Genomic DNA, 23367 nt, shown 5'->3' with positions numbered 1-23367 from the left:
CGCTCATCGTCTCCGCCCCTCAGCTCCACTGGATCTCGGACAGGCTCCCCAGCGGCACCCGCTCCCCCAGTGCCTCGGACACCACCAGCGTCTCCGCCCCGCGCAGCCCGGCGGGGAACCGCAGCCGCGTCCGCTCCTCGATCTCGCCCAGCATCACCTGGAAGACATGGAACTCCTCCAGCTCCAGAGCCTCGATCTGGTCGAGGTTCTGCGTCAGCAGGAACGCCGTGCTCCTGAGTTCGCCCTGCTCGGAGAAGACGATCACCTTCCAGTACTCGCGAGGGATCCGCACGCCCCGGTACAGGCGGTCGTCGTCCTGGAAGACCGGCCCGCCGAAGACACTCACCCGCAGGTCGTCGACGTCCGCGTCGGCGAACACCGCGTCCTCCAGCCGTCCCCACAGCCCTCCTCTGGCGCTCTGGTTGAAGTCCTCGATCTGCGGCGTGATGTTGGTGTAGAAGAACGAATCCACGTTCGCCCTCTCGGCCTCGGCCGGCCCGTCCCACAGCAGGTCCGCGCGGCGGGCGATGTGCCCCCGGTCCAGCCGGTTGTCCTTGTACACCTCGTTGCCGACCTGGACCCCGTCCGGGAGCCGCACATCCTTGACGAAGGGAATGCCCCTGCGGCTGAGCCGCTTGAGCGAGCCGCCGTCGATGTTCCAGGCCACCCACCGGGCGAAACGACGCGAGCTGCTCAACGCCAGCGAGAAATGGGTGTACGGGATGACCTCCGACCCGTCCAGTCGGACCGCGTCGCCCGCGATGAGGGGAGTCAGCATCGGGGTGTCCACCCGCGTGCCCAGGAAGCCGGGGTCATAGCCCGTCAGAACCTGCGCCTCGGCGGGCGCGGGCGGGCGCAGATCGATCTGCAGTTTCTCGAAGACCGAGCTCGGCAGGCAGGCCAGTGCGTGCTCGTCCGGGTTGCCCGCGCCCTCGCCGCCGAAGTGCAGGCCCGCCAGGACCGTGCCCGGCCGACCCTCGGACGTCGTGAACATCCACGCCGCGCCGGAGTCGCCGCCGCGACTGACCTCCCCGTCCGGGGGCGGGTGGGCCGGGTCCAGGCCGATCTCGAAGCAGCCGATGATCTGCTCCCCCACGGTCCCGCCGTAGTCGAGCTTGACGAGGGTGTCCACACGCCGCACCACGCCGTGCGTGACGGAGGTGGTGCGGCCGCTCTTGACGACCTTGTCGCCGAGTTCGGGTTCGCCCAGCTCCTGGGGGGGCGACGTCGAGTTCGGTGATCTCCGGTGCGAACCGGCGGTCCTCGATCGTGGCCACCGCGCAGTCGCCCGCCACCCCCAGGTGGGAGCGCTTCAGTGCGCCCAGGCGGTTGTGGAGGGTGCGGTTGTCATCGTGGGGGCCGGGCTGGACGATGTCCTCGCCCAGGTCGCCATCGGGGCCGTGCAGCACGTGCCAGTTGCTCAGGACGTAGGGAGTCGCGTCGTGCCGGTCGTAGACGACACAGCCGATCGTGCCCGCCGAGACGCTCACGTGCCCGACGCTCACGCCCGGCACGACGGGATCGATCCGGTCCTTGCGCACGGGGCTTCGCGCCTCGGCCACGATCCGGAACTGCGGCTCGTAGCTGCGTTCGATCACGTCGGTGGGCACCTCGACACCGTCCACCACGACCGACTCGGGCAGCAGCCTCGTTCCCAGGGCCTCCAGCGCTTCGGGCCGGGCCTTGGTGTCGACGGTGAACTGGAGGGCGATCTCCCCTTCCCGCCGGCTGTCCTTCTCCTTGTAGCCGATGCCGACCGAAGAGACGTTGGGGTCCCTCAGGTAGTCGGCCCCGCGGGTGCGGATGAACGTACGCAGGGCGGCGATGAGGTCGCTCTGCTCGGGTTTCCCCGGCCCGTTCGGGTTCTCGGTGGCCATGGAGATCTCCCCTCGCGGAACCGGTGTCGCAGGATGGGCGCTCACGGAAAGCGGAATGGGCGGGCCCGGTCGACGATCTGACACATGCCGTCGAGGGATCCGTTTTCTTCGCCCTGGATGAGCAGTGACCTGCGTCGGAATCTTCCCGGACTTCCCACTCGGCAACCACCGCCCCTGTGCAGGTGTTGGCAATGGCCGCCGCCATGACGCCCCGCCCCCAGCGTGCACGAAATCGTGCCGCCCTTTCATTCATCGTGTTCGCCAAGAACGCATATCTTGCGGCAAACCGCTTGAGGGCGCCCGCGGGGGTCGCTACGCTGGAATACGTGATGTGCGGGTGGACCGCCCGCTCCTCTTGGTCCGAGAGTCAGCGGTGATGTTGCGTTTCCATGGCCTCGATATTCACAGGCACCCCGGGGGGACGTATGGAAACCGTCCTTATCGTCGCTGCTCTGCTCAGTATTCTGATCCTCCTCGTCTCCTGGGCGGTCATTCCGGAGATCTTTCACGAGATCGGCGGGAAGAGCCTCGTCACACTGACCATCGCGCCCGTGTGGGCGGTGGCGTTCGTCCTTGTGCTGCTCATGCCTTCCACGACCGGTGTGCAGGTCGGTCGTCTTCTCGTCGGCGGGCTGCTCGTGGCGGTGTTCCTCATCCTGTGGGGGGTCGCGGAGCTCTTCGGCCGGCGCTGGCTGCGCGTCTGCGCCCTCTTCGTGTCCGCGGTGGGCGGCACGTGGGCGTTCTGGCCGTCGTGGCCCAGAGGTGAGCCCACATGGCTCGACGGAGCCCCCCAGGGAGGCTGGGCCGCCGCCGCGTCGGTCGCCCTCGCCGGAGGCTACCTGTGGCTGGAACGCGTCACGGCCAAGGAGCCGCACGTCCATGTCGCCGAACCGTCCGCAGCGGACAACGAGGCGACCAGGCTGGTGCTCAACGACCTACGCCTGCGGCTTCCGGCGATCGAGGTGGTCGCGCCCGCGTGGAAGCCAGGAGGGGAGCCGGGCGAAGCCGTCGCGAGCATCGTCGAGAGCAGCGACATCAAGGGCAACAAGCTGCTCTCCGCCCTGACCAGGTTGTTCTCCCGGATCGTGCAGATCCCTTCCTACACGGTGCGTGTTCGGGCGGCCGAGAACACCGCGCCCGCGCCGGCCGAGGGCACGCCGGCGCCGGGCGGCGATCGTCTGGTGTCGGTCACCGTCGATGTGTACGAGAACACCACCGGCAAGAGCGAACACCAGATCACGCTGCCGCCCCTTCGACTGGACTCGGCCGCCACGCGGGCGGCGGGTTTCGTCGCCTCCCGGATCTTCCTGAGCGATCCGTCGACCCGCGAGTGGGCCAGGGCGAGGTTCGACGGCGAGGACCTGTCCGCCTACCTGACCGCGAAGTCGCCCTTCACCTGTTCGGAGACCTGGTGCGGCGGGGACCGCGACTACGCCCACGACTACGATCCGAACCGCGAGGAACGCCGCACGTGCATCGAGCGCCTGGAGAGGGTCGCGGGCTCCCGGCGCATCGCGGGTGTGGTCCGCCATGAACTGGCGGCCAAGTACGAGCTCGAGGGAGAGCACGTCAAGGCGTTGCGCATGCACGTCCTCAACCGCGCCCAGTTCCGCTCGGATCCGTTCGAACGGAGCCGGTACCGCATGGTGGTGCTCCTCAAGATGATCGCGAACTACGATTTCGCGAACGCGTGGTCAGGGGCGGCCGAGGCGGATCGCCAGGACATCTTCAGCGCCCTCGGAAGAGCCGGGATCTATCCGCAGGGAAGTACGTTCCCCGCGCTCGCGTCCGGCCCCGCTCTCGCCACCCCCACGGAAGAGGAATTCGTCGCCGCCCCCGGGACCGAGCGGTTCGGGGACTCCGTGCGCCGCGTGCGTTCGGTGCTGTTGCACATCGCGAGGACGGAGACCCATGACTTCGAAAAGCGTCACACGTGGCCGCGGATCGCGTGCGAGGACCTGCTCGACAAGGGGAGGACCCGGCACCGGACGCTCAATGTCAGGAAGAACCACGACGAAGGACTCATGGCCAGATACAGGATCGGACAACGCAGCATCGAGACACTGAAGGAGAGCATCGACGCGAGCATCACCATGGCCTCCGGCCGTGTTCCGGACGCGCGCGGATCCGCGTCCACGGAACTCTGGAAGAAACTGCCGCCGCGCGGAAACGAGCTCTACAACCAGGCGTGCCTGTGCGCGGTACGGGAGGTCGAACCGTTCCACGACAGTGGTGTGACCATGGTCGGGGACGAGGAGGCCGCGGCCTCCCGGGCGGTGGGCATCATGCGCGAGGCCCTGCATCCGTCGGTGTGCGAGCACTACCGGCCTTCCGAGCTCCTGATCGTCGACCGTGATCTGCGTTGCCTCCGGGGAAGTCCCGCGTTCGACGGGCTCGTCGAGGAGCAGCTCCGCCGGGACTGGGGACCCGCCAAGCCCGGCACCCGCCCCGAGCCCGGCGACCGGCTCCTGGACGACTGGGTGCTCCAGCGCATACACCACGCGTGGCGCGGCGAAGGTGCACGGCCGGGCACCGCTTGACGGACCAGCCGCCGGAGAGCTCCGCCCCCGGCGAGCGCCGGCCTCCGGGCCGCCCTCAGCGGACCTGGCGGCCCCGCAGGTAGGCGAGCACCGCCTGCACCCGGCGGTGCACTCCGTCGTCGGGCGGCAGGTCCAGCTTGGCGAGGATGTTGCCCACGTGCTTGCCCACGGCGGCGTCGCTGACCACCAGGTGCCGCGCGATCGCACCGTTGGAGTGGCCCTCGGCCATGAGCCCGAGCACCTCGCGCTCGCGCGGGGTGAGCCGCTCCAGGGGGTCGGCGCTGCGGCGCAGCAGCTGGCGGACCACCTCGGGGTCCACGATCGTGGCGCCCTCCACGACCTGCCGCAGCGTGGCGGCGAACTCGCGGACGTCGCCGACCCGCTGCTTGAGCAGGTAGCCCACGCCCCGACCGTCCCCGGTGTCGAGCAGGTCGGAGGCGTAGCTGAGCTCCACGTACTGGCTGAGGGCCACCACCGCCAGGCCGGGGCGCTCCCGCCGCAGCCGCACCGCGGCGCGCAGCCCCTCGTCGGTGAAGTCGGGGGGCATCCGGATGTCGGTGACCACCAGTCCGGGGTCGTGCTCGGCGACCGCCCCGATCAGCGCCTCGCCGTCACCGACCGAGGCGACGACGGGGAAGCCGAACCGTTCGAGCACCCCGATCAGGCCCTCCCTGAGCAGCACACCGTCCTCCGCGAGCAGGGTCCGCACGGGGGTCAGGCCCCCGGGGTCGGCGGGATCGGTCCGCACGGCAGCTCCACTCGGATTCGGGTCGGCCCGCCTTCGGGGCTGGACAGCTCCATTGTGCCGCCCATGACGGCGACCCTGTCCTTGAGGCCGGTGAGCCCGGACCCCTGGGCGGGATCGGCGCCGCCCGAGCCGTCGTCGGTGACCTCCACCTGGAGGGTCTGCCGCGGCTCCTCCGACTTCCCCGGCTCCGCCTGGACCGTGTGGGCGTGCACGGTCACGGCGTCGGCCTCGGTGTGCTTGCAGACGTTGGTGAGCGCCTCGGCGACCACGAAGTAGGCGGTGCCCTCCACGTGGGCGGGCAGCCTGCGGGGGATCTCCGTGTCGACCCGGGTGGGCACCGGGCAGTGGTCGGCGAGTTCGGCGAGCGCGGCGGGCAGGCCCCGGTCCGTGAGCACCCGGGGGTGGATGCCCCGCACCAGTTGGCGCAGCTCCTCGATGAGGTCGTTGGCCTTGGCCTGGGCGGCGGCCACCCGCCGGCCCGCCTCGCCGTCCTCGTCCAGGTCGAGCCGGGCCAGGCCCAGGTCCATGGACAGCGCGACGAGCCGCTGCTGCGCGCCGTCGTGCAGGTCGCGTTCGATGCGGCTGCGCTCGTACTCGAAGGCGTTGACCAGCCGGGACCGGGACTCGGTCACCTCGCTGAGTTCGGCGCGCAGCTCCTCCTCGGGCGGGCCGACCAGCAGGGCCCGGGCGACCAGGGCGTGCCCCTGGGCCAGGATCCCGGCCGCGTAGAGCAGCACGACCAGCACCAGGGGGCTCAGGAGCGCCAGGGGCAGGGCCTGCTCCGCCGTGGTGATGTCGTAGGCCCCGAAGGCGATGACCGAGTGGGTGTCCTCGACCAGCAGCGGTGCCAGCGCCATCACCACGCCCAGGACGAGGATCCCGGCCAGGACGCTCGCGACGAGGACGCCGATCGGCATCAGCAGGAACAGGTAGGCGACCTCGCGCCAGGTGGCGTTCTCGGTGTAGCGCGTACGGATCCACCCCCACAGGCCGGGCGGCGGCGTCCGGTGGCCGTCGGTGACGGGGCCGTCGGACACGAACGTGAGGCGGAGGCGTTCCAGCGCGCCCAGGGGCAGGGCGATCAGCGGGGAGACGCACGCCACCATGACGAGTCCGACGAGGAAGCCCGCGATGGCCGGGGCGCCGTACTCCGCCATGTCCCACGGCGCGCTGACCACCTTGCCCAGGACCAGGACCCAGGGCATGTACACGGGCGCGGCCACCACGATGAGGGCCAGGCCGACGGCGGCGGTGACCGCGCAGTGGAGCAGGGCCCGCCAGGGCCAGGGGGTGAGGAGGAACCGTGGCCGGGCGAGGGCCTGGGCGAGGGTCCGGGGCCGTGCCGGAGCGGCTTCGATGGCGGTCATGCTCCAACGCTAGGCAGCCCCGGTGGCTCGCGGAATCGGCCGCACCCGAGGATCGGGGGTAGGGCGGGCCCTACCCCCGCCCCGGCGGGCCCGTGTCCGGCGTGCTCGACGGGTCCGCGCACCCCGCTTGCCGGGTCCGCGAGCGGACGTGCCTGCTCACCGCTATAGGGTGGTGCGACGTGAGTGCGAAACCGCTGATCCCCGATGTCCTGGCAGCCCGCTACGCGTCCGCGGAGCTGACCCGCCTGTGGTCCCCCGAGTACAAGGTGGTCGCCGAGCGGCGGCTGTGGCTGGCCGTGCTGCGCGCCCAGGCACGTCTGGGCGTGGACGTGCCCGCCGGTGTGGTGGAGGACTACGAGAAGGTCCTCGACCAGGTCGACCTGGCCTCCATCGCCGAGCGCGAGAAGGTCACCCGCCACGACGTCAAGGCCCGCATCGAGGAGTTCAACGCCCTCGCCGGGCACGAGCACGTCCACAAGGGCATGACCTCGCGCGACCTGACGGAGAACGTCGAGCAGCTCCAGGTGCGCGACAGCCTGCTGCTGGTGCGCGACCGCGTCACCGCACTGCTGGCCCGCCTGGGCCGGCTCTCCGCGGAGTACGGCGAGACGGTCATGGCGGGGCGCTCGCACAACGTGGCGGCGCAGGCCACCACGCTCGGCAAGCGGTTCGCCTCGATCGCCGACGAGGTGCTGGTCGCCCACGGCCGGCTGGAGGAGCTCATCGCCCGGTACCCGCTGCGCGGGATCAAGGGCCCGGTGGGCACCGCCCAGGACATGCTGGACCTGCTGGGCGGCGACCGCGACGCGCTGGCGTCTCTGGAGGACGAGGTCGCCGCGCACCTCGGGTTCGAGCACCGGTTCACCAGCGTGGGCCAGGTCTACCCGCGCTCGCTGGACTTCGAGGTGCTGACCGCGCTCGTGCAGCTGGCCGCGGGGCCGTCGTCGCTGGCCAAGACGATCCGTCTGATGGCCGGGCACGAACTGGTGACCGAGGGGTTCGCCGAGGGCCAGGTCGGTTCGTCGGCGATGCCGCACAAGATGAACACGCGCTCGTGCGAGCGGGTGAACGGGCTGACCGTGATCCTGCGCGGGTACGCCTCGATGGCCGGGGAGCTGGCGGGCGACCAGTGGAACGAGGGCGACGTGTCGTGCTCTGTCGTGCGCAGGGTCGCGCTGCCCGACGCGTTCTTCGCCTTCGACGGCCTCGTGGAGACCATGCTCACGGTGCTGGACGAGTTCGGCGCCTTCCCGGCCGTGGTCTCGGCCGAGCTGGACCGCTACCTGCCGTTCCTGGCCACCACGAAGATGCTGATGGCGGCCGTGCGGGCGGGTGTGGGCCGCGAGACCGCGCACGAGCTGATCAAGGAGCACGCGGTGGGCTCGGCCCTGGCGATGCGCCAGGAGGGCACGGGCAACCGGCTGCTCGACCGGTTGGCGCAGGACGAGCGCTTCCCGCTGGACCGGGCCGAGCTGGACGCCCTGCTGGCCGACCGGATCACCTTCACGGGTGCGGCGGCCGACCAGGTCGGTTCGGTGGTGTCGCGGATCGACGCGATCACCGCCCTGCGTCCGGAGGCCGCCGCCTACTCCCCCGGTTCGATCCTGTAGGGGTCCGCGGGCCGGGGTGGTCAGGGGGCGCGGACCACGCCCACGCCCCGGTCCGCGGTGTCCACGTCCGGGGCGATGCCGCCGGTGTCGGCGTGTGCGAGCAGCCGTGCCGTCACGGTGGTCGCCGTGTGCGGCACGGACTCGGCCAGGACCCGCTCCCACCACAGGGCGGCCACCCCCGCCACATGCGGGCAGGCCATGCTCGTGCCGTTCAGGCTCACCAGCCCGCCACCCGTACGGGCCGACAGGACCCCCACGCCCGGCGCGCTGATCTGCGGAAACGTGTTGGAGAACGGGGCGATGGTCAGGCCGTCGCCGCCCTGGGCCAGTGCGCCGACCGACACCACTCCCTCGGCGGCGGCCGGCAGGGAGGCCGCGATCTCGTAGTCGGGGTTCTCGTTGCGCCGGCTCTCGTTGCCCGAGGCCGCCACCACGATCGTGCCGTGGCCGAAGGCCGCGCGGGCCTGGAGCAGGTCCATCAGGGCGTCGAACAGGCGCAGGTTGGCGCGGTAGGCCTCCAGCCCGGAGGACGTGGCCAGGTCGACGGGCCAGCCCTGCGAGACCAGGCGTTCCACCAGCCCGGGGAAGTCGTAGCCGAGCGACATCGATACCACGTGCGCGCCCTCGTCGGCCGCCCACTGCACGCCCTTGAGGAGCATGTCGGAGTCGCCCGAGCCCTGGTCGTCGAGGACCTTGCCGATGATCCCGCGCCGCACGCCCGGCGCGACGCCGATACGGGTGCCGTCCACCTCGCGGCCGAAGACGGTGCCCGCGGTGTGGGTGCCGTGTCCCTGCCGGTCGCCGTTGCCGTCCCCGGTGAAGTCCCGCTGGACGAGGTCCATCCCGGCGAAGGCGGGGTGGTCGGCGTCCACGCCGGTGTCCAGCACGGCCACGCTCACTCCGGCGCCGGTGGTCTCGGAGTCGAGGGCGCCCACCGCGGCGACGCCCCAGGTGTGGCCGTCCTCGGTGGCGGGGCCGGCCTCGCCCGACAGCGGCACAGGCGTGACGAGCCGGGTCGGCATGACGGGGGCGACCGCGCGGACCAGTGGGTCGTGCGCGGCCTCCTGCAGGTCCTGTTTGTCCATCTCCAGGACTTCGATGTTCGGTTCGACGACCAGCTCCGACGCCACCGAGCGTGTGGCGCGGCCCGGCAGGCGGCCGAGTTCGAAGGGACCCACGGTGCTGGCCGCACCCAGGTCGCGCAGGACGGAGCACTTCTGGCGCATGGCGACTCCTGATCATCGGGCGGCCCGGCATCGGCGCCGAGCCGCTTCCCTGGACTACACCTGCCCTGTTCTCCGGCACCAGTATCCTCCGGGCCACAGCTTGATCACCCTGGGTGCATATGGCCCAGGTCACAAGCACGAACAGTCGTAGCGAAAGTGAACACCGATTACGGTTGTGATGACCGGAGCATCCACCCCGACCCCCGGAGTCACCATGGCCGACCCCTCCGCCTTCGGTACCGCCCTGTGGACCGTCGCCATCGTCGCCGCGTTCGTCCTCGCCCTCAGCCTCGCCGCGCTCTCCGACATGGCCATGCGCCGCCGCGAGGACCGCGCCGCCGCCCGCGAGCGCGCCGGCGCGGACTCCCACGGCTCCCACCACCCGAACGGCACGCGCTAGGACGCCGGTCCGGGACGCCGCCGGACCCCTCACCCTCGACTGGCACCGCCCGGGGCCTCACCGGGGCGGACTCAGGAGGGGAAGGCCGGGGGAGGCGGGACCCACCGGTGGGAGCGGGACCCGGTGGAGGTGAGGCCGTACTCCTTTCTGAGCTGCTCGGGAACGGCGTACTGCATGACCCTGCCCCGGGTGAGGGAGCTGAGCTCCAGGTGGGTGGTGAGGTGGCCGAGCCGGTCCAGTGCCCAGGCCCCCAGCGGGGAGCGGTCCTCGACGGTCTCCAGGACGCCGAGAAGCGCGGGAGAGGCCTTGACGGCCGTGTCCCAGGCGCTGCGCGGAACCTGAAGCCAGTCGGCGCACGTGTCGCCGACGAGGTAGCGGATGAGGGCGGCGACCGCGGGGTCCAGGAGGGTTCCGGGAACGACCTCCTCGTAGAGGTCGATGAGTTGGCGGGTCAGCCGCGCGCCCTCCTCGGAGGGCCCCATGTACCGGGTCATGTACTGGTCGGAGAACAGGCGGGCCTCCTCCAGGTCGGCCGGGGCCTGCCCGGGGCTGATCCCGAGCATCTCGCCGACGACGCGCCAGGCGTAGAAGTAGGACGCCGCGCCCTCGGCCGACATGTGGACGCCCAGGCGGTGCAGGGCGTCCAGGACCTGGATCGAGAAGATCATCAGGCCGCCGATCATGTCCTCCTGGCAGATCGGTGTGCCCAGCGCCTCCTCGTCCCAGAGCCCCTCGCGGCGCATGTGGTAGCGGATGGAGGCGTGCAGCAGGCGCACCTTCTGGACCGCGGGGACGAACCGGCTCCCCGCCTCGAAGGCGTCGGGCTGCATCAGGTAGACGGTGAACTGCCCGGTCTCGGCCATCCGTCGCGAGGGGTACTCCAGGCCGTGGGTGGCGCTGAGCAGCCTGGCCACGTGCGGGATGACGTAGCAGGCGGGCATGGCGGAGAAGGCCAGTGCGGTGGAGACGTGCACGTTGTTGTCGATGAAGAACAGCCGGGCCCGCTCCATCTCGCCCCAGTCGACCCAGGAGGGTGGGGCGGCGGTCGCCCGCAGGTACTCGTGGGCCACGTCCGGCAGCCCTTCGGGCAGTTCCTGCCCGACCGTGGAGACGTAGCGCATGAGGGTGTTGAACCTGCCGACCTCCCCACGCTCGAACAGTGTCTCCACCGTGGCGTCGGCGAGTTCGTCCCCCACCCGCCGTAGCGCGCTCATGGACTCCGGTGTGTGGTGCATGGCATCCTCTCGACGGCTCAGTACCTTCGGTCCGTGGCCAGGGCCGCCATGTGGGACAGGGCGGTGGCGGCCTCACCGGGCAGCCCCGCACGGGCGAGTGCGGCGTCCGCCGCCCGGGTGCGCCGGGTGATCATCTCCTCGACGCGGTCGGGGGCCCCGGTGCGCCGCGTGATCCGCCGGACTTCGGACAGGCCCGCCTCGTCCAGGTCGCGCCGGCCGAGCTGAGCGCGCAGCTCCCGCCGCTCGGCCGCGGTGGCGGCCGACCAGGTCTCGGCGAACAGGACGGTCGGCCGGTTGCCCCGGACGTCGTCCAGGTTCGACTTGCCCGTGCGTCCCGGGTCGCCGAAGAGCCCCAGCAGGTCGTCCCGGAGCTGGAAGGCCTCGCCCAGGGGGATCCCGTAGGCGGTGAAGGCCTCCATCAGGGCCCCCGGAGCGCCGGCCAGCGCGCCGCCGATGTGCAGGGGGTGCTCGACCGTGTACTTGGCCGTCTTGTAGCGGACGACCTGGATCGATCTGGCCGTGTCGGGACGGGAGCCGGTGCGCAGGACCTCCAGGCACTCCCCGGCGACCAGCTCGCGGGCCATGACCGACCACGGTCCGCGGGCACGGGCGAGGTAGGCCGAGGGCAGGCCGCAGAGGAGGAACATCTGTCCGGCCCACGCCATCAGCAGGTCCCCGGTGAGGAGGGCGAGGGCGCGGCTCCGGGCCTGGGGCCGGGTACCGCCGGTGAGCGCCGATCGCAGGGCGGCGTGGGCGGTGGGGGCACCATGGCGCGTCGGGCTCTCGTCGATGAGGTCGTCGTGGACGACCGCCGCCGCGTGCACCAGCTCCATCGCCGCGGCGGCCCTGACCAAGGCGTCGCTGTCCGGTTGCCCGGCCGCGCGCCACCCCCAGTAGCAGAACGCGGCGCGCAGGCGCTTGCCGCCGGCCGCCGCCGCGGTCAGCTGTTCGGCGACGGGCAGCAGGTCGGCGTCGACGGCGAGGAGGTGCTCGGTCTCCTGCCGCGCGAAGGTCTCCAGCTCCGCGTCCACCCGCGCCCGGAACCGGGCGTGTTCCGTCGGCTCAGACATCGCCCGGGCCGGATCCCCGGGAGGCGGCACGACGGGCGAGCAGCTCCAGGTGGGACTCGGTCGTGGGGGCGTGCCGCCGCAACGCCAGAGACCCCCGCTGCCTCAGCTCCTCCCGGCCGTCCCGGGCCAGCGCCGCCAGGTCCGACCGTCCCAGCAGCGCCCCGGCCCTGCGCAGGGCCGTTCCGACGCCCTCGACCACCAGGTCGGCGGCCCCTGCCGCGATCAGTACAGGATCACTCACGCGTTCGCCCTCGGCACCGCCACCGGTGTGCGCCACAGTGTTCTCCCGTCCGGGTCCGTCACGACGATCATCACGGCTTCGGCGAAAAGGCCCGAGATTTCGGAGGTGCGTCGTGGATCCTCTTTCGAGGATCATCTTCTGACATGAACTCATGTGTCAACGCGATCATGTGATCCGGACCGTTTTATTGAGGACAGAACACGCCTCTTTCTCCCAGGAAGCGGACAATAGGGATATGAATCAGACAAGAAGGAGGAAACATCCATGACATTCCGCCCAGGGCGAAAGGCACGGGGCCGGTCCGATTCCCGCCGCCGACGTCCCCGCATTCCGGTGACCGACGCGAGAAATAGGGGCTTCCAGGACGAATTGGATGCCGACTGTCGGGGCGCACTGTCACACTCCTCGGTGTGAGCACCTTCTACGAGTACTTCGGCGCACCCGGCGATCAAGCAGCAGCATCAGCCTTCGCAGAGGGACCTGATGAGGCCGGCTTCGACATGCTCCGCTTCAAGACGATCGACCCCGCTGTCCTGCTCGGGCAGGCGGTGGCACTGCTGATTCGTGAACCTGTGTCACGGGTGACCGGACATCCCCGATTCGTTCATCTGGTGACGAGCCCGGAGGCGGAGAGCACCTGGATCGTCACTCTGCCCGACGAGCTCCGCGACGCCTTGGCGGACGCACCCCCCGCTCGATTGGCCGAGATCTCCGTACCGTGGTCGCAAGCGGAGGAGTTCTACGGCCATGCCGATCCCGGCCATCTTGCGGACCTCCTCGACGAGCTTGCAGCACTGGCTGGACGGGCTCGGTCGCACGACCATGGACTCTACTGCCGCATGGCGCTCTGACCGCGTTGTTCCACCGTCGGCCGACGCTCACGGTGCCCAGCGGCCATCTCTCGATCGGCGGCCGGGGCCGCAGCCACCGTTGCCATCGGGTGTTGCGTGGACCCAGCTGTCGGCCGCGAACCACGGCTGGAGTCCTAGCGACCCGCCACCAGGCGGGCGAACAGTTCGGGATCGAGGTTGCCGCCCGAGACCACCGCGACCGTCGCCTCCGCCCGTCCCGGGACGGTGGGCACCCGGCCCGCGAGCAGGGCGGCGGCCGCCAGCGCACCGCTGGGCTCGGCCACGAGCCGCGCGCCGTGGGCCAGCGCGGCCACCGCGCGCGCGATCTCGTCCTCGGTCACCGTCACGATCTCGTCCAGGCGCGCCGACAGGTGGGCGAACGTACGCGGGGACAGGCACACCCGCACCCCGTCGGCCATGGTGCGGTAGGTCTGTTCCGGCGGCCAGGCGGCCAGGTGCCCGGTCCGCAGGCTCTCCGCCGCCTCGGCGGCCAGTTCGGGCTCCACGCCCACCACCCGGACGCTGCCGGGATGGACGGCCGAGGCCGCCGTGGCCACGCCGGAGGCCAGTCCTCCCCCGCCCACGGGCAGGACGATCGTGGTGACCTCGGGCGACTGTTCCAGGATCTCCAGTCCCACCGTGCCCTGCCCGGCGATCACGCGGTCGTCGTCGAAGGGCGGCACCAGCTCCAGGCCCTCGTCCCGCTCCAGGCCCCGCGCCACGGTCTCGCGCTCGGCGGGCGCCGCCATGACCACGCGGGCGTCCCAGGCCCGCATCCGGTCCACCTTCACCTTGGCCGCGCCCTCGGGGACCACGACGGTGCACGGCACCCCCTGGGCGCGTGCGGCGTAGGCCAGCGCCTGGCCGTGGTTGCCGGAGGAGTGGGTGACCACTCCCCTGCGCCGCTGCCGCGCGTCGAGCAGCGCCACCGCGTTGGCGGCGCCGCGCAGTTTGAAGGCGCCGGTGGGCTGCAGGCTCTCGGGTTTGAGCAGGAAGGGCGGGCCTCCGGCCGGGCCGGCGGTGAGGGGGGTGCGCACGACCGTCCCCTCGATCCGGGCGGCGGCGGAGCGGACGTCGTCGACAGTGACCAGTTCCATGGCGCGAGTATGCCCCCGACCCGGTCCGGCACACGGGACAATGGGACCGATGCGTACTGAACGGACCCCTGACGACCTGCCCGGCCGCGCCTTCTACCAGCTGCTGACGGCCGTGGTGGTGCCGCGCCCGATCGCGTGGGTCTCCACCACCTCCGCCGCGGGCGTGGACAACCTCGCCCCGCACTCGTTCTTCACGATCGCCTGCACCGAGCCGCCGATCGTGCAGTTCACCTCGGTGGGCCGCAAGGACTCCCTGCGCAACGCCGAGGAGACCGGTGAGTTCGTGGTGAACCTGGCCTCCGAACCGCTGCAGGAGGCGGTCAACGCGACCGGTACGCCCTTCCCGCCGGAGGTCGGCGAGTTCGACCGCGTCGGCGTCGCGCGCGAGGCCGGCGCGGTGGTCAAGCCGCCGCGTGTGGCCGCCTCCCCGGTGGCGCTGGAGTGCGTGCTGCACTCGACGCTGTGCCTGGGCGACTCCACGGTGGTGTTCGGCCGGGTCGTGCACGTGGCCCTGGACGAGGACGTGCTGGTGGACGGGCACCCCGAGGTGACCCGGCTGCGCCCGCTGGCGCGGCTGGGCCGCAACGAGTGGTCGACCCTGGGCGAGGTCCGGGCCGTCGACCGGATCCCCTACACCCCGTAGGGCCGCGGCCGGGGGGGCACCGGGTCGCGCACCCGCGGGGACCGGGCCGCGGGTGCGGGTGCGGCTCCGCGGCCCCCGTGGGGACCGCGGAGCCGGCCGACCGCGTGCGCTCCGGTGCGCGTCGGATCGCGTCAGTACGCGGGCCGTCGCGCCCCGCCGCGGATCAGTCCTCCTGGCAGGACACCCGGGGCAGGGTGTTCACTCCGTCGTGGGAGGCCACGAACCCGAAGGTGGTGGACTCCCCGGCCGCGAGCGTACCGTTGTGCGCCGCGTTGGTCGCCTCGTGGTGCGCGCCGTGGTCGACCACGTCGGCGTTCCAGGCGCTCTGGATCTCCTGGCCGTTGGCGAACACCCAGTCGACCATCCACCCGTCGAGGTCTTCCTCGCCGGCGGTCACCTCGACCTCGCCCTGGAAGCCGTTGGACCACTCGCCGACCACCGAGTACTCCGCCCGGCAGTACTCCTCCGGCGGCGTGGGGTCGGGGCTCGGCGTCGGGTCCGGGCTGGGCGTGGGGTCGGGGCTCGGCGTCGGGTCCGGGCTCGGGGACGGGTCGGGGCCGCCCGGGTCCTCGCCGAAGACCACGTCCGAGCAGTTGTAGAACGCCTCCGGGCTGTCGGAGCGCTCCCAGACCACGTACACCACGTGCCGTCCCTCGCGGTCGGGCAGGGTGACGTCCCAGTAGTACTCCGCCCCCGCGTCGCCCTCACTGCGCAGCGGCGGGTTCGTGGTCTCGTCGATCAGTTCCAGGTCGTCCCAGGCCAGCGGCGAGTTCGGGTCCCACCCGTCCTCGGTCACGTAGGTGAAGAACGTCCCCGGGTGCGGCGCCCAGGCGTTGTGGCGGAACTCCGTGGTGGTGCCCGGCTCCAGCGGCGTGCTCGGCCAGTCCGTGCGCGCCGCGTTGAAGGCCGCGAAGTCCTCCGTGGGGCCGCACAGCTCCCCGTCGGCCACCCGCTCGCGGTGGGCGTCGCCGACGTCGCCGATGAGGTTGCCGAACCAGTTCCAGAACGCGTAGTCGCCGCCCTCGGCCAGGGCGTCGGCGCAGGCGTCGTTGGTGGGCTGGAGGGCACCGCCGCTGCTGCCGCCGGTGGCGTCCTGGAAGCAGGCGTAGGTGCGGCTGGCCGGGTAGGTGTAGGCCCCGTGGGCCTCGGCGGGCTCGGGGGTGACGGCGACGGCGTAGCCGGCCGCCAGGCCGCCCAGGGCCACGGTCGTGATCAGTGCGTGGCGCGTCCTCGTTCTCATCGTTGTTCACTGCTCCATTCGGTGGGGGGTGGGTGGCCGCGCGGGGCCGTGCGGCCCCGCGCGGCCGGTGTGTCAGGCGGTGCAGTCGAGTTCGGGGACGCCGACGGTCCCCTCGTGGGAGCCGGTGAAGCCGAAGCTGGTCGACTGTCCGGCCGAAAGCGTGCCGTTGTAGGCGGCGTTGTCCGCGCTCACCCGGTCGCCGTCACCGGTGACCGCGGCATTCCACGACTGGGTGACGCGCTCACCGTCGGCGAAGGTCCAGGTGACCGTCCAGGCGGTGATCGGCACGGTGGCGGTGACGGTGACCTGCGCCTGGAAGCCGCCGGACCACTCGTGCTGGACCGTGTACTCGGCTTCGCAGTCGCCGTCCCCGGGCGGGTCGGTCGGGTCCGGGCTCGGCGTGGGGTCCGGGCTCGGCGACGGGTCGGGGTCGGTCCCGCCGTAGACCGGGGCCTCCTCGGCCGTCTCGGCGATCCCGTCCGGGCCGTGGAAGATCCGCTCGCCCCAGGGGGTGAGCCGGTCGACGTCGAAGTCCTCCACCATGTCGAGGTACTCGACGCCGCCGCTGTTGCCGCTCCATGACCAGCCGATGTAGCCCAGGCCCAGGCGCTCGGCGTGCGCCATGATGGCGTCCTCGTCGGGGTTGCCGTCGCTGTGGTCGATGCCGAACTCGCCGACCATCAGCGGCAGGCCCGCGTCGGTGAAGGCCTCCATGTAGTCGACGACGGTCGACTCCTGCTCGTAGACGCCGTACATGTGGATCGAGAACATCGTGTTCGCGTCGGGGTCGGAGTCGAAGACCTGCTGGGCGTCGGCGCGCATCGTGTGCGACCAGTCCTGGCCCCAGTTGGGCGCGTCCACGACCAGGGTGTGGTCGAAGCCCTCGTCGCGCAGGCGCTGGATCGCCGCGGAGGTGTCGGCCGCCCAGTCCTGCACGGTCGCCGCGTCGTTGCCGTAGGGCTCGTTGCCGATGTTGACCAGGACGTGGTCCTCCTCGCCCTCGACGGCGTCGCGGACCCGCAGCCAGTAGTCGACGGCCTGGTCGAGCGTGGCGGCCTCGGCCTCCTCCCCGTACCCGGTGGTGTCGTGCACCTCCAGGACGCAGATGAGCCGGTGGGCCTTGCAGTCGGCCACCACCGCGGCCACGTCGTCGACGCCGTTCTCGTTCCAGCGGTCGCCGCTGCTGAGGACGACCCGCACCGCGTTGGCGCCCAGGGACTTGATGTCGCCCAGCGACTGGGTCTCCTGCGGGTACCAGGTGTGGGCGTGGCTGACCCCGCGCATGACGAAGTCGTTTCCGGCCGCGTCGACCAGTCGGCCCTCGCTGATCCGGAAGCCGGTGTCGGCCTGGGCGGGCAGCGCGTACGCCAGCAGCCCGGCCATCAGGGCCAGGGCCGAGCCGAGAGCGACCAGCAGGCGCCGGGGGACGGATGTTCTCATCGGGTGATTCCTCCATGGATCGGAGACAACGTTGTCGAGCGGGGTCTGAGGGGACGCCGGGGACAGTGGCGGGAAGCTGTCCCCGGCGCCGGTCGGGAGCGCGGGCGGGATGACGGGCCGCGGGAGCCCGGTCGGGGACGAGGGGCGGGGCGGGCCGGGCGCCGGGGGGTGGGACGCCCGGCCCATGGCGGACCCATCACCCGGTCCGGCAGGCCTGGCCCTCCAGCGCGAACGCCTCGGGTGATCCGGCCTGGCCCGTGTGCGTGATCTGCATCCCGAAGGAGACCGACCCGCCCGGTTCGATGGTGCCGTTCCAGGCCGCGGGGGTGGCGGTGACCTCGCTCCCGTTCTGGGCCACCTGGGCGCTCCAGGCGCCGGTGATTCGCTCACCGGCGGGCTGGGTCCAGGTCAGCGACCAGTCCGGGACCGGCGAGGATCCGTCGTTGCGCACGGTGACGTCGACGACCGCGCCCTGGCCCCAGTGGGAGGAAACGGTGTAGGTGACCAGGCAGTCCTGCTCGCCCGGCTCCCCCGGATCGCCGGTCCCGGGTCCGGTGTCACCGCCCAGGGCCTCGCTCACCGCCCAGTAGGCGGGTTTGGGCTCGTAGGCCTCGTCGATCGGGAGCGCCGCGCCCTGGCCCTCGAAGACGTCGGGCACCCAGGAGTGGGCGTCGGTGACGCCCCACACGGACACCCCGGAACAGCCGGGCACCGCCAGGCAGGCGTCCATCACCCGGGCGTAGTCGGCGGCCTGCTGGTCGAGCTTGGCCTGGGTGACGGGCAGGTCCATCCGGATGTCCAGCTCGGTGATGACCACCTCCAGCCCGAGGTCCGTGAAGCGCTCGATGTTCTGGCGGATGTCGCCGGGGACCTGGCCGGCGATCAGGTGTCCCTGGATGCCGATGCCGTCCAGGGGCACACCCTGGTCCAGCAGGGACCGGGCCAGTGCGTACATGCCGTCGCTCTTGGCGTTGATCCCCTCGATGTTGTAGTCGTTGACGAAGAGCCGGGCGTCCGGATCGACCGCGTCGGCGGTGGTGAGGGCCTGGGCGACGTAGTCCTCTCCCAGCGTTCGGTGGAAGACCGAGTCGCGGAAGGTGCCGTCCTCGTTGAAGGGCTCGTTGACCACGTCCCAGGTGGCGATCTCCCCGGCGTAGCGGCCCATGGTCGTCTCGATGTGCTCGGTGGTGATGTCGGTGAGCTCCGGGGCGGAGAAGCCGCCGTCCTCCACCCAGGAGGGCAGCTGGCTGTGCCAGACCAGGGTGTGGCCGTGCACCTGCTGGTCGTTGGCCTGGGCGAACTCCATGACCCGGTCGGCGTTGGCGAAGGAGTACTGCCCCCGCTGCGGCTGGACCGACTCCCACTTGAGGGAGTTCTCGTGGGTGATGGTGTTGAACTCGGTGGCGGCGGTGTCGGAGTAGACCTGCTGGTCGAGCAGGTGCGCGGAGACGGCGGTGCCCATCCGCAGACCGAGTCGGTCGGCGGGTTCGCGCAGCCCGCTCTGCTGCGCCGCGGGTTCGGCGGCGGGCTCGGCCGGTGCCGCGTGGGCGGCCGCGGCCGGGCCGGCCGCGAGCGCGCAGCCGAGTGCGACGGCCGCCAGCGCCCTGGCTCGTGTGCGTGTCCTGCCTGGCATGGGGGGATCCTCGGGGTCGTCGTGGTCCGTGGGGGGTGGGGTGGGGCCGGACGCCGGGTGGGGTCGGCGTCCGGCCCCGGGGCCGGTCCGCGGGTCGCGGATCAGCCGGTCGCGCAGGCCTCGCCGTCCAGAGCGAACGCCTCCGGGGTGGCGGCCTGGCCTCCGTGGGTCAGCTGGAAGCCGAAGGAGGTCTGGCCCCCGGCGGCGATGGTGCTGTTCCAGCCGACGGGTGTGGCGGTGACCGTCGAGCCGGACTCCTCGATCTCCGCGTTCCAGGACCCGGTGATGTCCTCACCGGAGGGCCGGGTCCAGGTCAGGGCCCAGTCCTCGGCGTCGCCGTCGCCGGTGTTGCGCACGGTGACGTTCACGGTCGCGCCCTGGCCCCAGTCGGAGGCGATGTCGTAGTCGACCTCGCAGGAGCCGACCGGGTCGGGGTCCGGGCTCGGGTCGGGACTGGGGTCCGGGCTCGGGTCGGGGTCCGGGTCGGAGCCGCCGAAGAGCTCACCGTGCGTGGCCAGGGCCGTGGCCACGTCGACCTGGGCCCAGAAGCGGTGGTAGGTGAACTCCGGCGCCGGGCCGCCGTCCAGGTACTCCTGCACGCGGGGCCAGTCGGGGTCGTCCTCGACGAAGGAGCGGATGGAGGCGAACGTGGAGTCGGAGTCGACGACGTCGCCGTTGGGCATCTGTCCGGTCCAGCCCTCGGGCACGTAGAGGCCGCCGTCGGGCGCGTCGAAGGTGTCATCGAACCGCTCGTAGTCGGCCCGCACCTCCGGCACGGCCACGCCCAGGTCGTCCTGGTGCGCCAGCAGCGCGTCCAGCAGGCCCTCGGCGGTCTCCAGCGACGCCTCGTCGCCGGTGGCGTCCGCGTAGTGCATGAGGGTCTTGGCCAGGCCGGCGGCGATGCCGACGTCCTGGTTGTGCGAGACGACCTCCACGTTCAGGTCCGGGTTGCCGGTGGGGGTGCCGGTCCAGTCGTCGGGCGCGCCGCTCCACTCCATCTCGGCCGGGACGGCGAACTCGCCGTCGGGGCCGACCGTGGTGTTCTCGATCGCCCAGGGCACCCACGCGTCGAGGATGTCGCCGGCGCGCTCGTCACCGGTGATGCGGTGGTACTCGGCCACGCGCTCGATGTCCCAGACCTGGAAGCCGAACCACTGGTTGGACGGCGGGTCGTGCCACACGGGCTTCTCGTCGTAGAACATCCCGTAGAAGGTCGGGGTGTCCGCGGGCGGCTCGGAGTAGTCGCCCTCCCAGCTGTTGGTCGCGCCGCCGGCGATGCCGCCGTCGGAGGACTGCAGCCACTGGAGGAACTCCAGCTGCCGGTCGAGGCTGATGCCCCAGTCCTCGGCGCCGGTCGCCGACTCCGGCCGCAGGGCGTCGACCTCCGAGAGCGCGTAGGCGGCCATCACGTTCTGGTAGCCCTGGTGGGCGGCCGAGCCGCCGATCCGCCAGGCCCAGGGGTACTCGGCGCTCTCCAGAGCGCCGCCCCAGGAGTAGTACCAGGCCATGAGGTAGTGCGCCGACTCCTTGCCCGATCCGGGCGGGCAGGAGGCCGGGTCGACGCAGTCGCCGATCTGTTTGAAGTACTTGTCGAACATCGCGTAGCGCAGGTAGTCGCCCATCATCGCCGCGTCGGAGACGCTGTCGGCGATGGCGGAGGCGTTGCCCTGCTCGGACGCCCACTCGTGCGCGAGGTAGGCGACCTGGACGGCACGGGCGTCGGCGTCGGGCGCATTGGTGTAGCGCCACTGCTCGGAGTAGGACTGGTCCTCCACGAACAGGTCGAGGAACCCGTTCTCCCCGCCGTGCTCGAAGGTCTCGCAGGAGGGGTGGGGGACGGTCTCCCAGACCGACTCGTTGGAGCCGCGCTGGAAGGTGTTGATGTAGGCCGGGGCGTCGTCGCTGCCGTCGCCGCAGAAGCCGTAGCCGTAGATGTTGTCCACGTCCAGCAGCCAGTGCATGCCGTAGATCTCGTCGGTGCCGTAGGTGCTGCTCAGCTCGTCGGCGAGGGGGTCCTGGCCGGGCTGCACCTCGGGGGTGATCGGCATCGGGTAGTCGTCGGGCGAGAGCGACTCGGGGATGTAGGAGGCCGGGGCGGAGGGGTCGTAGGAGCCGTTGGTGGGCTGGTCGGCGGTGGAGGGGATGATGAAGGCCTCCATCGACGCCCAGGCGTCGTTGAAGGGCTGCCAGTCGCCGGAGACGCGGCCGTAGGTGGCCTCCAGCCAGAGGTAGTAGCTGTAGGCCTCGGAGGTCGTGGCGTGCCCGGTGTCGGGCGCCTCCACGATCAGCTTCTCCACGGAGTGGTAGGGGACGAGGAGCCCGTCGAACTCGCGGAAGTAGCCGCTGGCGGGGTCCTTGATGGTGTCGTACTGCTCCAGGAAGGCCGACTCGTACTGCGTCAGCTCCGGATTCTCGCGCTGGACCCTCTCGGCGACGGGGGTGTACTCGTAGTCCGCCGTGGGGGCCGGTTCGGCCTGGGCGGACACGGTGGTGAGCAGGGCCGCCACGAGGGCGGTACCCAGGGCCGCTGGGAGGGGCCATCGCCGTCGGTGGCGGGGCCGGGATACGTGCGTGGTCACTGCGCATCCTCCTCGGAGGGTGCTCGTCCCCCGGATGCCGCGGGGCGGGGCGCGGGCCCCGGCCGCGGTGCGGCCGGGGTGGAGGGCGCCTCGGCGTGGGCAGCGGGGCCGAGACCTTGGGGGGGTATGGGGGGTATGGGGGGTGTGGGTGTGCGTTCGACGGTGCGGGACGGGGGGTGGGGGGCCGGAGGCCGTCCGGACCGGGTCGGCGCTGTCCCGGTCGGTGTGGGAGCGCTCCCGTCACGGGAGCGCTCCCAAGCAGTGCCGAAAAGTTAACACCGGAGGAAAGCCGCTGCAATGGGTGTAACGAGAAGGATTGCGCGCCGGACTCACACCTCGCGCACGGCCGCGGGGGCGCGGCGCGCGGGCGGTCGGGGCGAAGGTCCAGGTGGCCGCGGGCAAGGGCCGGAAAAGCCCTGTCGATGATCCGGTATCCGGGCGCCCCGCCCGCTTGTCCGGCGGTGCCCGGGGTAGGCGCCCGGGGACAGGGCACCGATCACCGGCGGGAGGAAGGAGCCAGCGATGACTCAGTGGCCGAGCGACGCGTCCTCCGGTGCGCAGGCCTCGTCGGACCCGCCCACGGGGCCGGGCGAGATGCCGAGGTTCTCCTGGTGGGCGGCCCTGAAACGGACGTTCCGCGAGTTCCGGGAGGACAACTTGACCGATCTGGCGGCGGGGCTCACCTACTACGGCCTCCTGTCCCTGTTCCCGGCCGTCCTGGTCCTGGTGTCCCTGCTCGGCCTGGCCGGTCCGGGCGCCACGCGGACGCTGACCGAGAACGTCGACGCGGTCCTGCCGGCGGACGTCGCCGGAGTCGTGACGACCGCGATCCAGAACCTCCAGGGCAATCCGGCCGCGGCCGGGATCTTCGGTCTGGTGGGACTGGCCGTCGCCCTGTGGTCGGCCTCCGGCTACATCGCCGCGTTCATGCGCGCGTCCAACATCGTCTACGACGTCCCCGAGGGGCGGCCCGTATGGAAGACGCTGCCCGTCCGCGTCGGTGTCACCCTGCTGCTCGTGGTCCTGCTGACGTTCACGGTGCTCGCCGTCGCCGCCACCGGTGCGGTCGCGCAGGGAATCGGGCAGGCCCTGGGGCTGGGACCGGTCGTGGCGACGGTGTGGGACATCGCGAAGTGGCCGGTGCTCCTGGTGATCGTGGTCTTCATGATCGCCCTGCTGTACTGGGCCTCGCCCAACGCCAGGCGCGGGTTCCGCTGGGTCAGTCCCGGCAGCGTGCTGGCGGTGGTGCTCTGGCTGGCCGCCTCGGCCCTGTTCGCCGCCTACGTCGCCAACTTCGCCGGCTACGGCCGGACCTACGGGAGCATGGCGACGCTCGTCATCTTCCTCGTCTGGCTGTGGATCACCAACATCGCGATCCTGCTGGGCGAGGAGTTCAACGCCGAGGTCGAGCGCGGCCGTGCCGCCGAGGCGGGCCACCTGGTGGGCGAGGAGCCCTACGTGGAGCTGCGGGACCTGCCCAAGGAGCAGCGCCCCGACAAGCGGGGGAAGCGGATCCCGAGGCAGGAGCGGCGTGCCGCCGGGGAGCGCGGGGCACGGCGCACGGTGTAGG

The 23367-nt window shown here is 71.8% G+C and carries 18 protein-coding genes; 6 read left to right on the top strand and 12 right to left on the bottom strand.

The genetic code is table 11. The features are described from left to right. Positions 1-19 precede the first annotated feature (19 nt). On the bottom strand, positions 20-1132 hold the full coding sequence (locus HNR10_RS30890) for a DNA/RNA non-specific endonuclease (protein ID WP_312889454.1): 1113 nt from the start codon (positions 1130-1132) through the stop codon (positions 20-22). 1170 nt (positions 1133-2302) lie between these two features. On the opposite strand from HNR10_RS30890, the gene HNR10_RS29240 reads away from it, so the two are divergent. Continuing rightward, complete coding sequence (locus HNR10_RS29240) at positions 2303-4417, top strand: hypothetical protein (protein WP_179829140.1); 2115 nt, start codon at positions 2303-2305, stop codon at positions 4415-4417. A 55-nt stretch (positions 4418-4472) separates the two neighbouring features. On the opposite strand, the gene HNR10_RS29235 is transcribed toward HNR10_RS29240, so the two are convergent. Both HNR10_RS29235 and HNR10_RS29230 read right to left on the bottom strand, forming a co-directional pair. Continuing rightward, positions 4473-5165: a response regulator gene (locus HNR10_RS29235; protein WP_179829138.1), complete on the bottom strand. Its 693-nt coding sequence runs from the start codon at positions 5163-5165 to the stop codon at positions 4473-4475. Beyond that, complete coding sequence (locus HNR10_RS29230) at positions 5132-6532, bottom strand: sensor histidine kinase (RefSeq protein WP_179829136.1); 1401 nt, start codon at positions 6530-6532, stop codon at positions 5132-5134. Before HNR10_RS29230 ends, HNR10_RS29235 begins: the two co-directional genes overlap by 34 nt. A 179-nt stretch (positions 6533-6711) precedes the next feature. Here HNR10_RS29230 and purB point away from each other — a divergent pair, with 179 nt between their 5' ends. Next, positions 6712-8142: an adenylosuccinate lyase gene (gene purB, locus HNR10_RS29225; protein WP_179829133.1), complete on the top strand. Its 1431-nt coding sequence runs from the start codon at positions 6712-6714 to the stop codon at positions 8140-8142. 20 nt (positions 8143-8162) lie between these two features. Here the strand turns inward: purB and HNR10_RS29220 are convergent, their stop codons facing one another. After that, positions 8163-9368: a S8 family peptidase gene (locus HNR10_RS29220; RefSeq protein WP_179829131.1), complete on the bottom strand. Its 1206-nt coding sequence runs from the start codon at positions 9366-9368 to the stop codon at positions 8163-8165. Positions 9369-9546: 178 nt separating this feature from the next. Here HNR10_RS29220 and HNR10_RS29215 point away from each other — a divergent pair, with 178 nt between their 5' ends. After that, entirely contained in the window at positions 9547-9768 is a 222-nt protein-coding gene (locus HNR10_RS29215; RefSeq protein ID WP_246406466.1) for a histidine kinase, read from the top strand. 71 nt (positions 9769-9839) lie between these two features. Here HNR10_RS29215 and HNR10_RS29210 read toward each other — a convergent pair whose 3' ends face one another. The 3 genes from HNR10_RS29210 to HNR10_RS29200 are packed head-to-tail and all read right to left on the bottom strand — an operon-like array spanning position 9840 to position 12314. Beyond that, a complete protein-coding gene (locus HNR10_RS29210) occupies positions 9840-11003 on the bottom strand; it encodes an oxygenase MpaB family protein (RefSeq protein WP_179829129.1) in 1164 nt (387 codons plus the stop codon). A 17-nt stretch (positions 11004-11020) separates the two neighbouring features. Continuing rightward, positions 11021-12073: a polyprenyl synthetase family protein gene (locus tag HNR10_RS29205; protein ID WP_179829127.1), complete on the bottom strand. Its 1053-nt coding sequence runs from the start codon at positions 12071-12073 to the stop codon at positions 11021-11023. Next, positions 12066-12314 carry a hypothetical protein gene (locus HNR10_RS29200; RefSeq protein WP_312889453.1) on the bottom strand — a complete coding sequence of 83 codons (249 nt, stop codon included), beginning with the start codon at positions 12312-12314 and terminating at the stop codon, positions 12066-12068. Before HNR10_RS29200 ends, HNR10_RS29205 begins: the two co-directional genes overlap by 8 nt. 410 nt (positions 12315-12724) lie before the next feature. Here HNR10_RS29200 and HNR10_RS29195 point away from each other — a divergent pair, with 410 nt between their 5' ends. Continuing rightward, positions 12725-13165, top strand: coding sequence for a hypothetical protein (locus HNR10_RS29195; protein ID WP_179829123.1), 441 nt, complete (start codon positions 12725-12727; stop codon positions 13163-13165). Between the two features lie 134 nt (positions 13166-13299). Here HNR10_RS29195 and HNR10_RS29190 read toward each other — a convergent pair whose 3' ends face one another. Then, entirely contained in the window at positions 13300-14262 is a 963-nt protein-coding gene (locus HNR10_RS29190; RefSeq protein ID WP_179829121.1) for a threonine ammonia-lyase, read from the bottom strand. 49 nt (positions 14263-14311) lie between these two features. On the opposite strand from HNR10_RS29190, the gene HNR10_RS29185 reads away from it, so the two are divergent. Further along, a complete protein-coding gene (locus tag HNR10_RS29185; RefSeq protein WP_179829118.1) occupies positions 14312-14905 on the top strand; it encodes a flavin reductase family protein in 594 nt (197 codons plus the stop codon). 163 nt (positions 14906-15068) lie between these two features. Here HNR10_RS29185 and HNR10_RS29180 read toward each other — a convergent pair whose 3' ends face one another. The 4 genes from HNR10_RS29180 to HNR10_RS29165 all read right to left on the bottom strand — a co-directional run bounded on the left by HNR10_RS29180 (position 15069) and on the right by HNR10_RS29165 (position 21797). Continuing rightward, complete coding sequence (locus tag HNR10_RS29180; protein WP_179829116.1) at positions 15069-16145, bottom strand: lytic polysaccharide monooxygenase; 1077 nt, start codon at positions 16143-16145, stop codon at positions 15069-15071. A 72-nt stretch (positions 16146-16217) separates the two neighbouring features. Beyond that, a complete protein-coding gene (locus HNR10_RS29175) occupies positions 16218-17585 on the bottom strand; it encodes a cellulase family glycosylhydrolase (protein ID WP_246406465.1) in 1368 nt (455 codons plus the stop codon). Positions 17586-17781: 196 nt separating this feature from the next. Next, positions 17782-19218: an endo-1,4-beta-xylanase gene (locus HNR10_RS29170; RefSeq protein WP_179829113.1), complete on the bottom strand. Its 1437-nt coding sequence runs from the start codon at positions 19216-19218 to the stop codon at positions 17782-17784. 101 nt (positions 19219-19319) lie between these two features. Continuing rightward, positions 19320-21797, bottom strand: a complete 2478-nt coding sequence (locus HNR10_RS29165; RefSeq protein WP_179829111.1) for a glycoside hydrolase family 48 protein — start codon at positions 21795-21797, stop codon at positions 19320-19322. Positions 21798-22319: 522 nt separating this feature from the next. Between HNR10_RS29165 and HNR10_RS29160 the strand changes: the two genes are divergently transcribed. Beyond that, on the top strand, positions 22320-23366 hold the full coding sequence (locus tag HNR10_RS29160; protein WP_312889452.1) for a YihY/virulence factor BrkB family protein: 1047 nt from the start codon (positions 22320-22322) through the stop codon (positions 23364-23366). The last annotated feature ends 1 nt before the right edge of the window (position 23367 follow it).

The sequence above is a fragment of the Nocardiopsis aegyptia genome, from assembly GCF_013410755.1.
In the GTDB taxonomy this organism is placed as follows: domain Bacteria; phylum Actinomycetota; class Actinomycetes; order Streptosporangiales; family Streptosporangiaceae; genus Nocardiopsis; species Nocardiopsis aegyptia.
The sequence above is the reverse complement of the archived record's forward strand: the minus strand, read 5'-3'. Positions and strand labels throughout refer to the sequence as shown.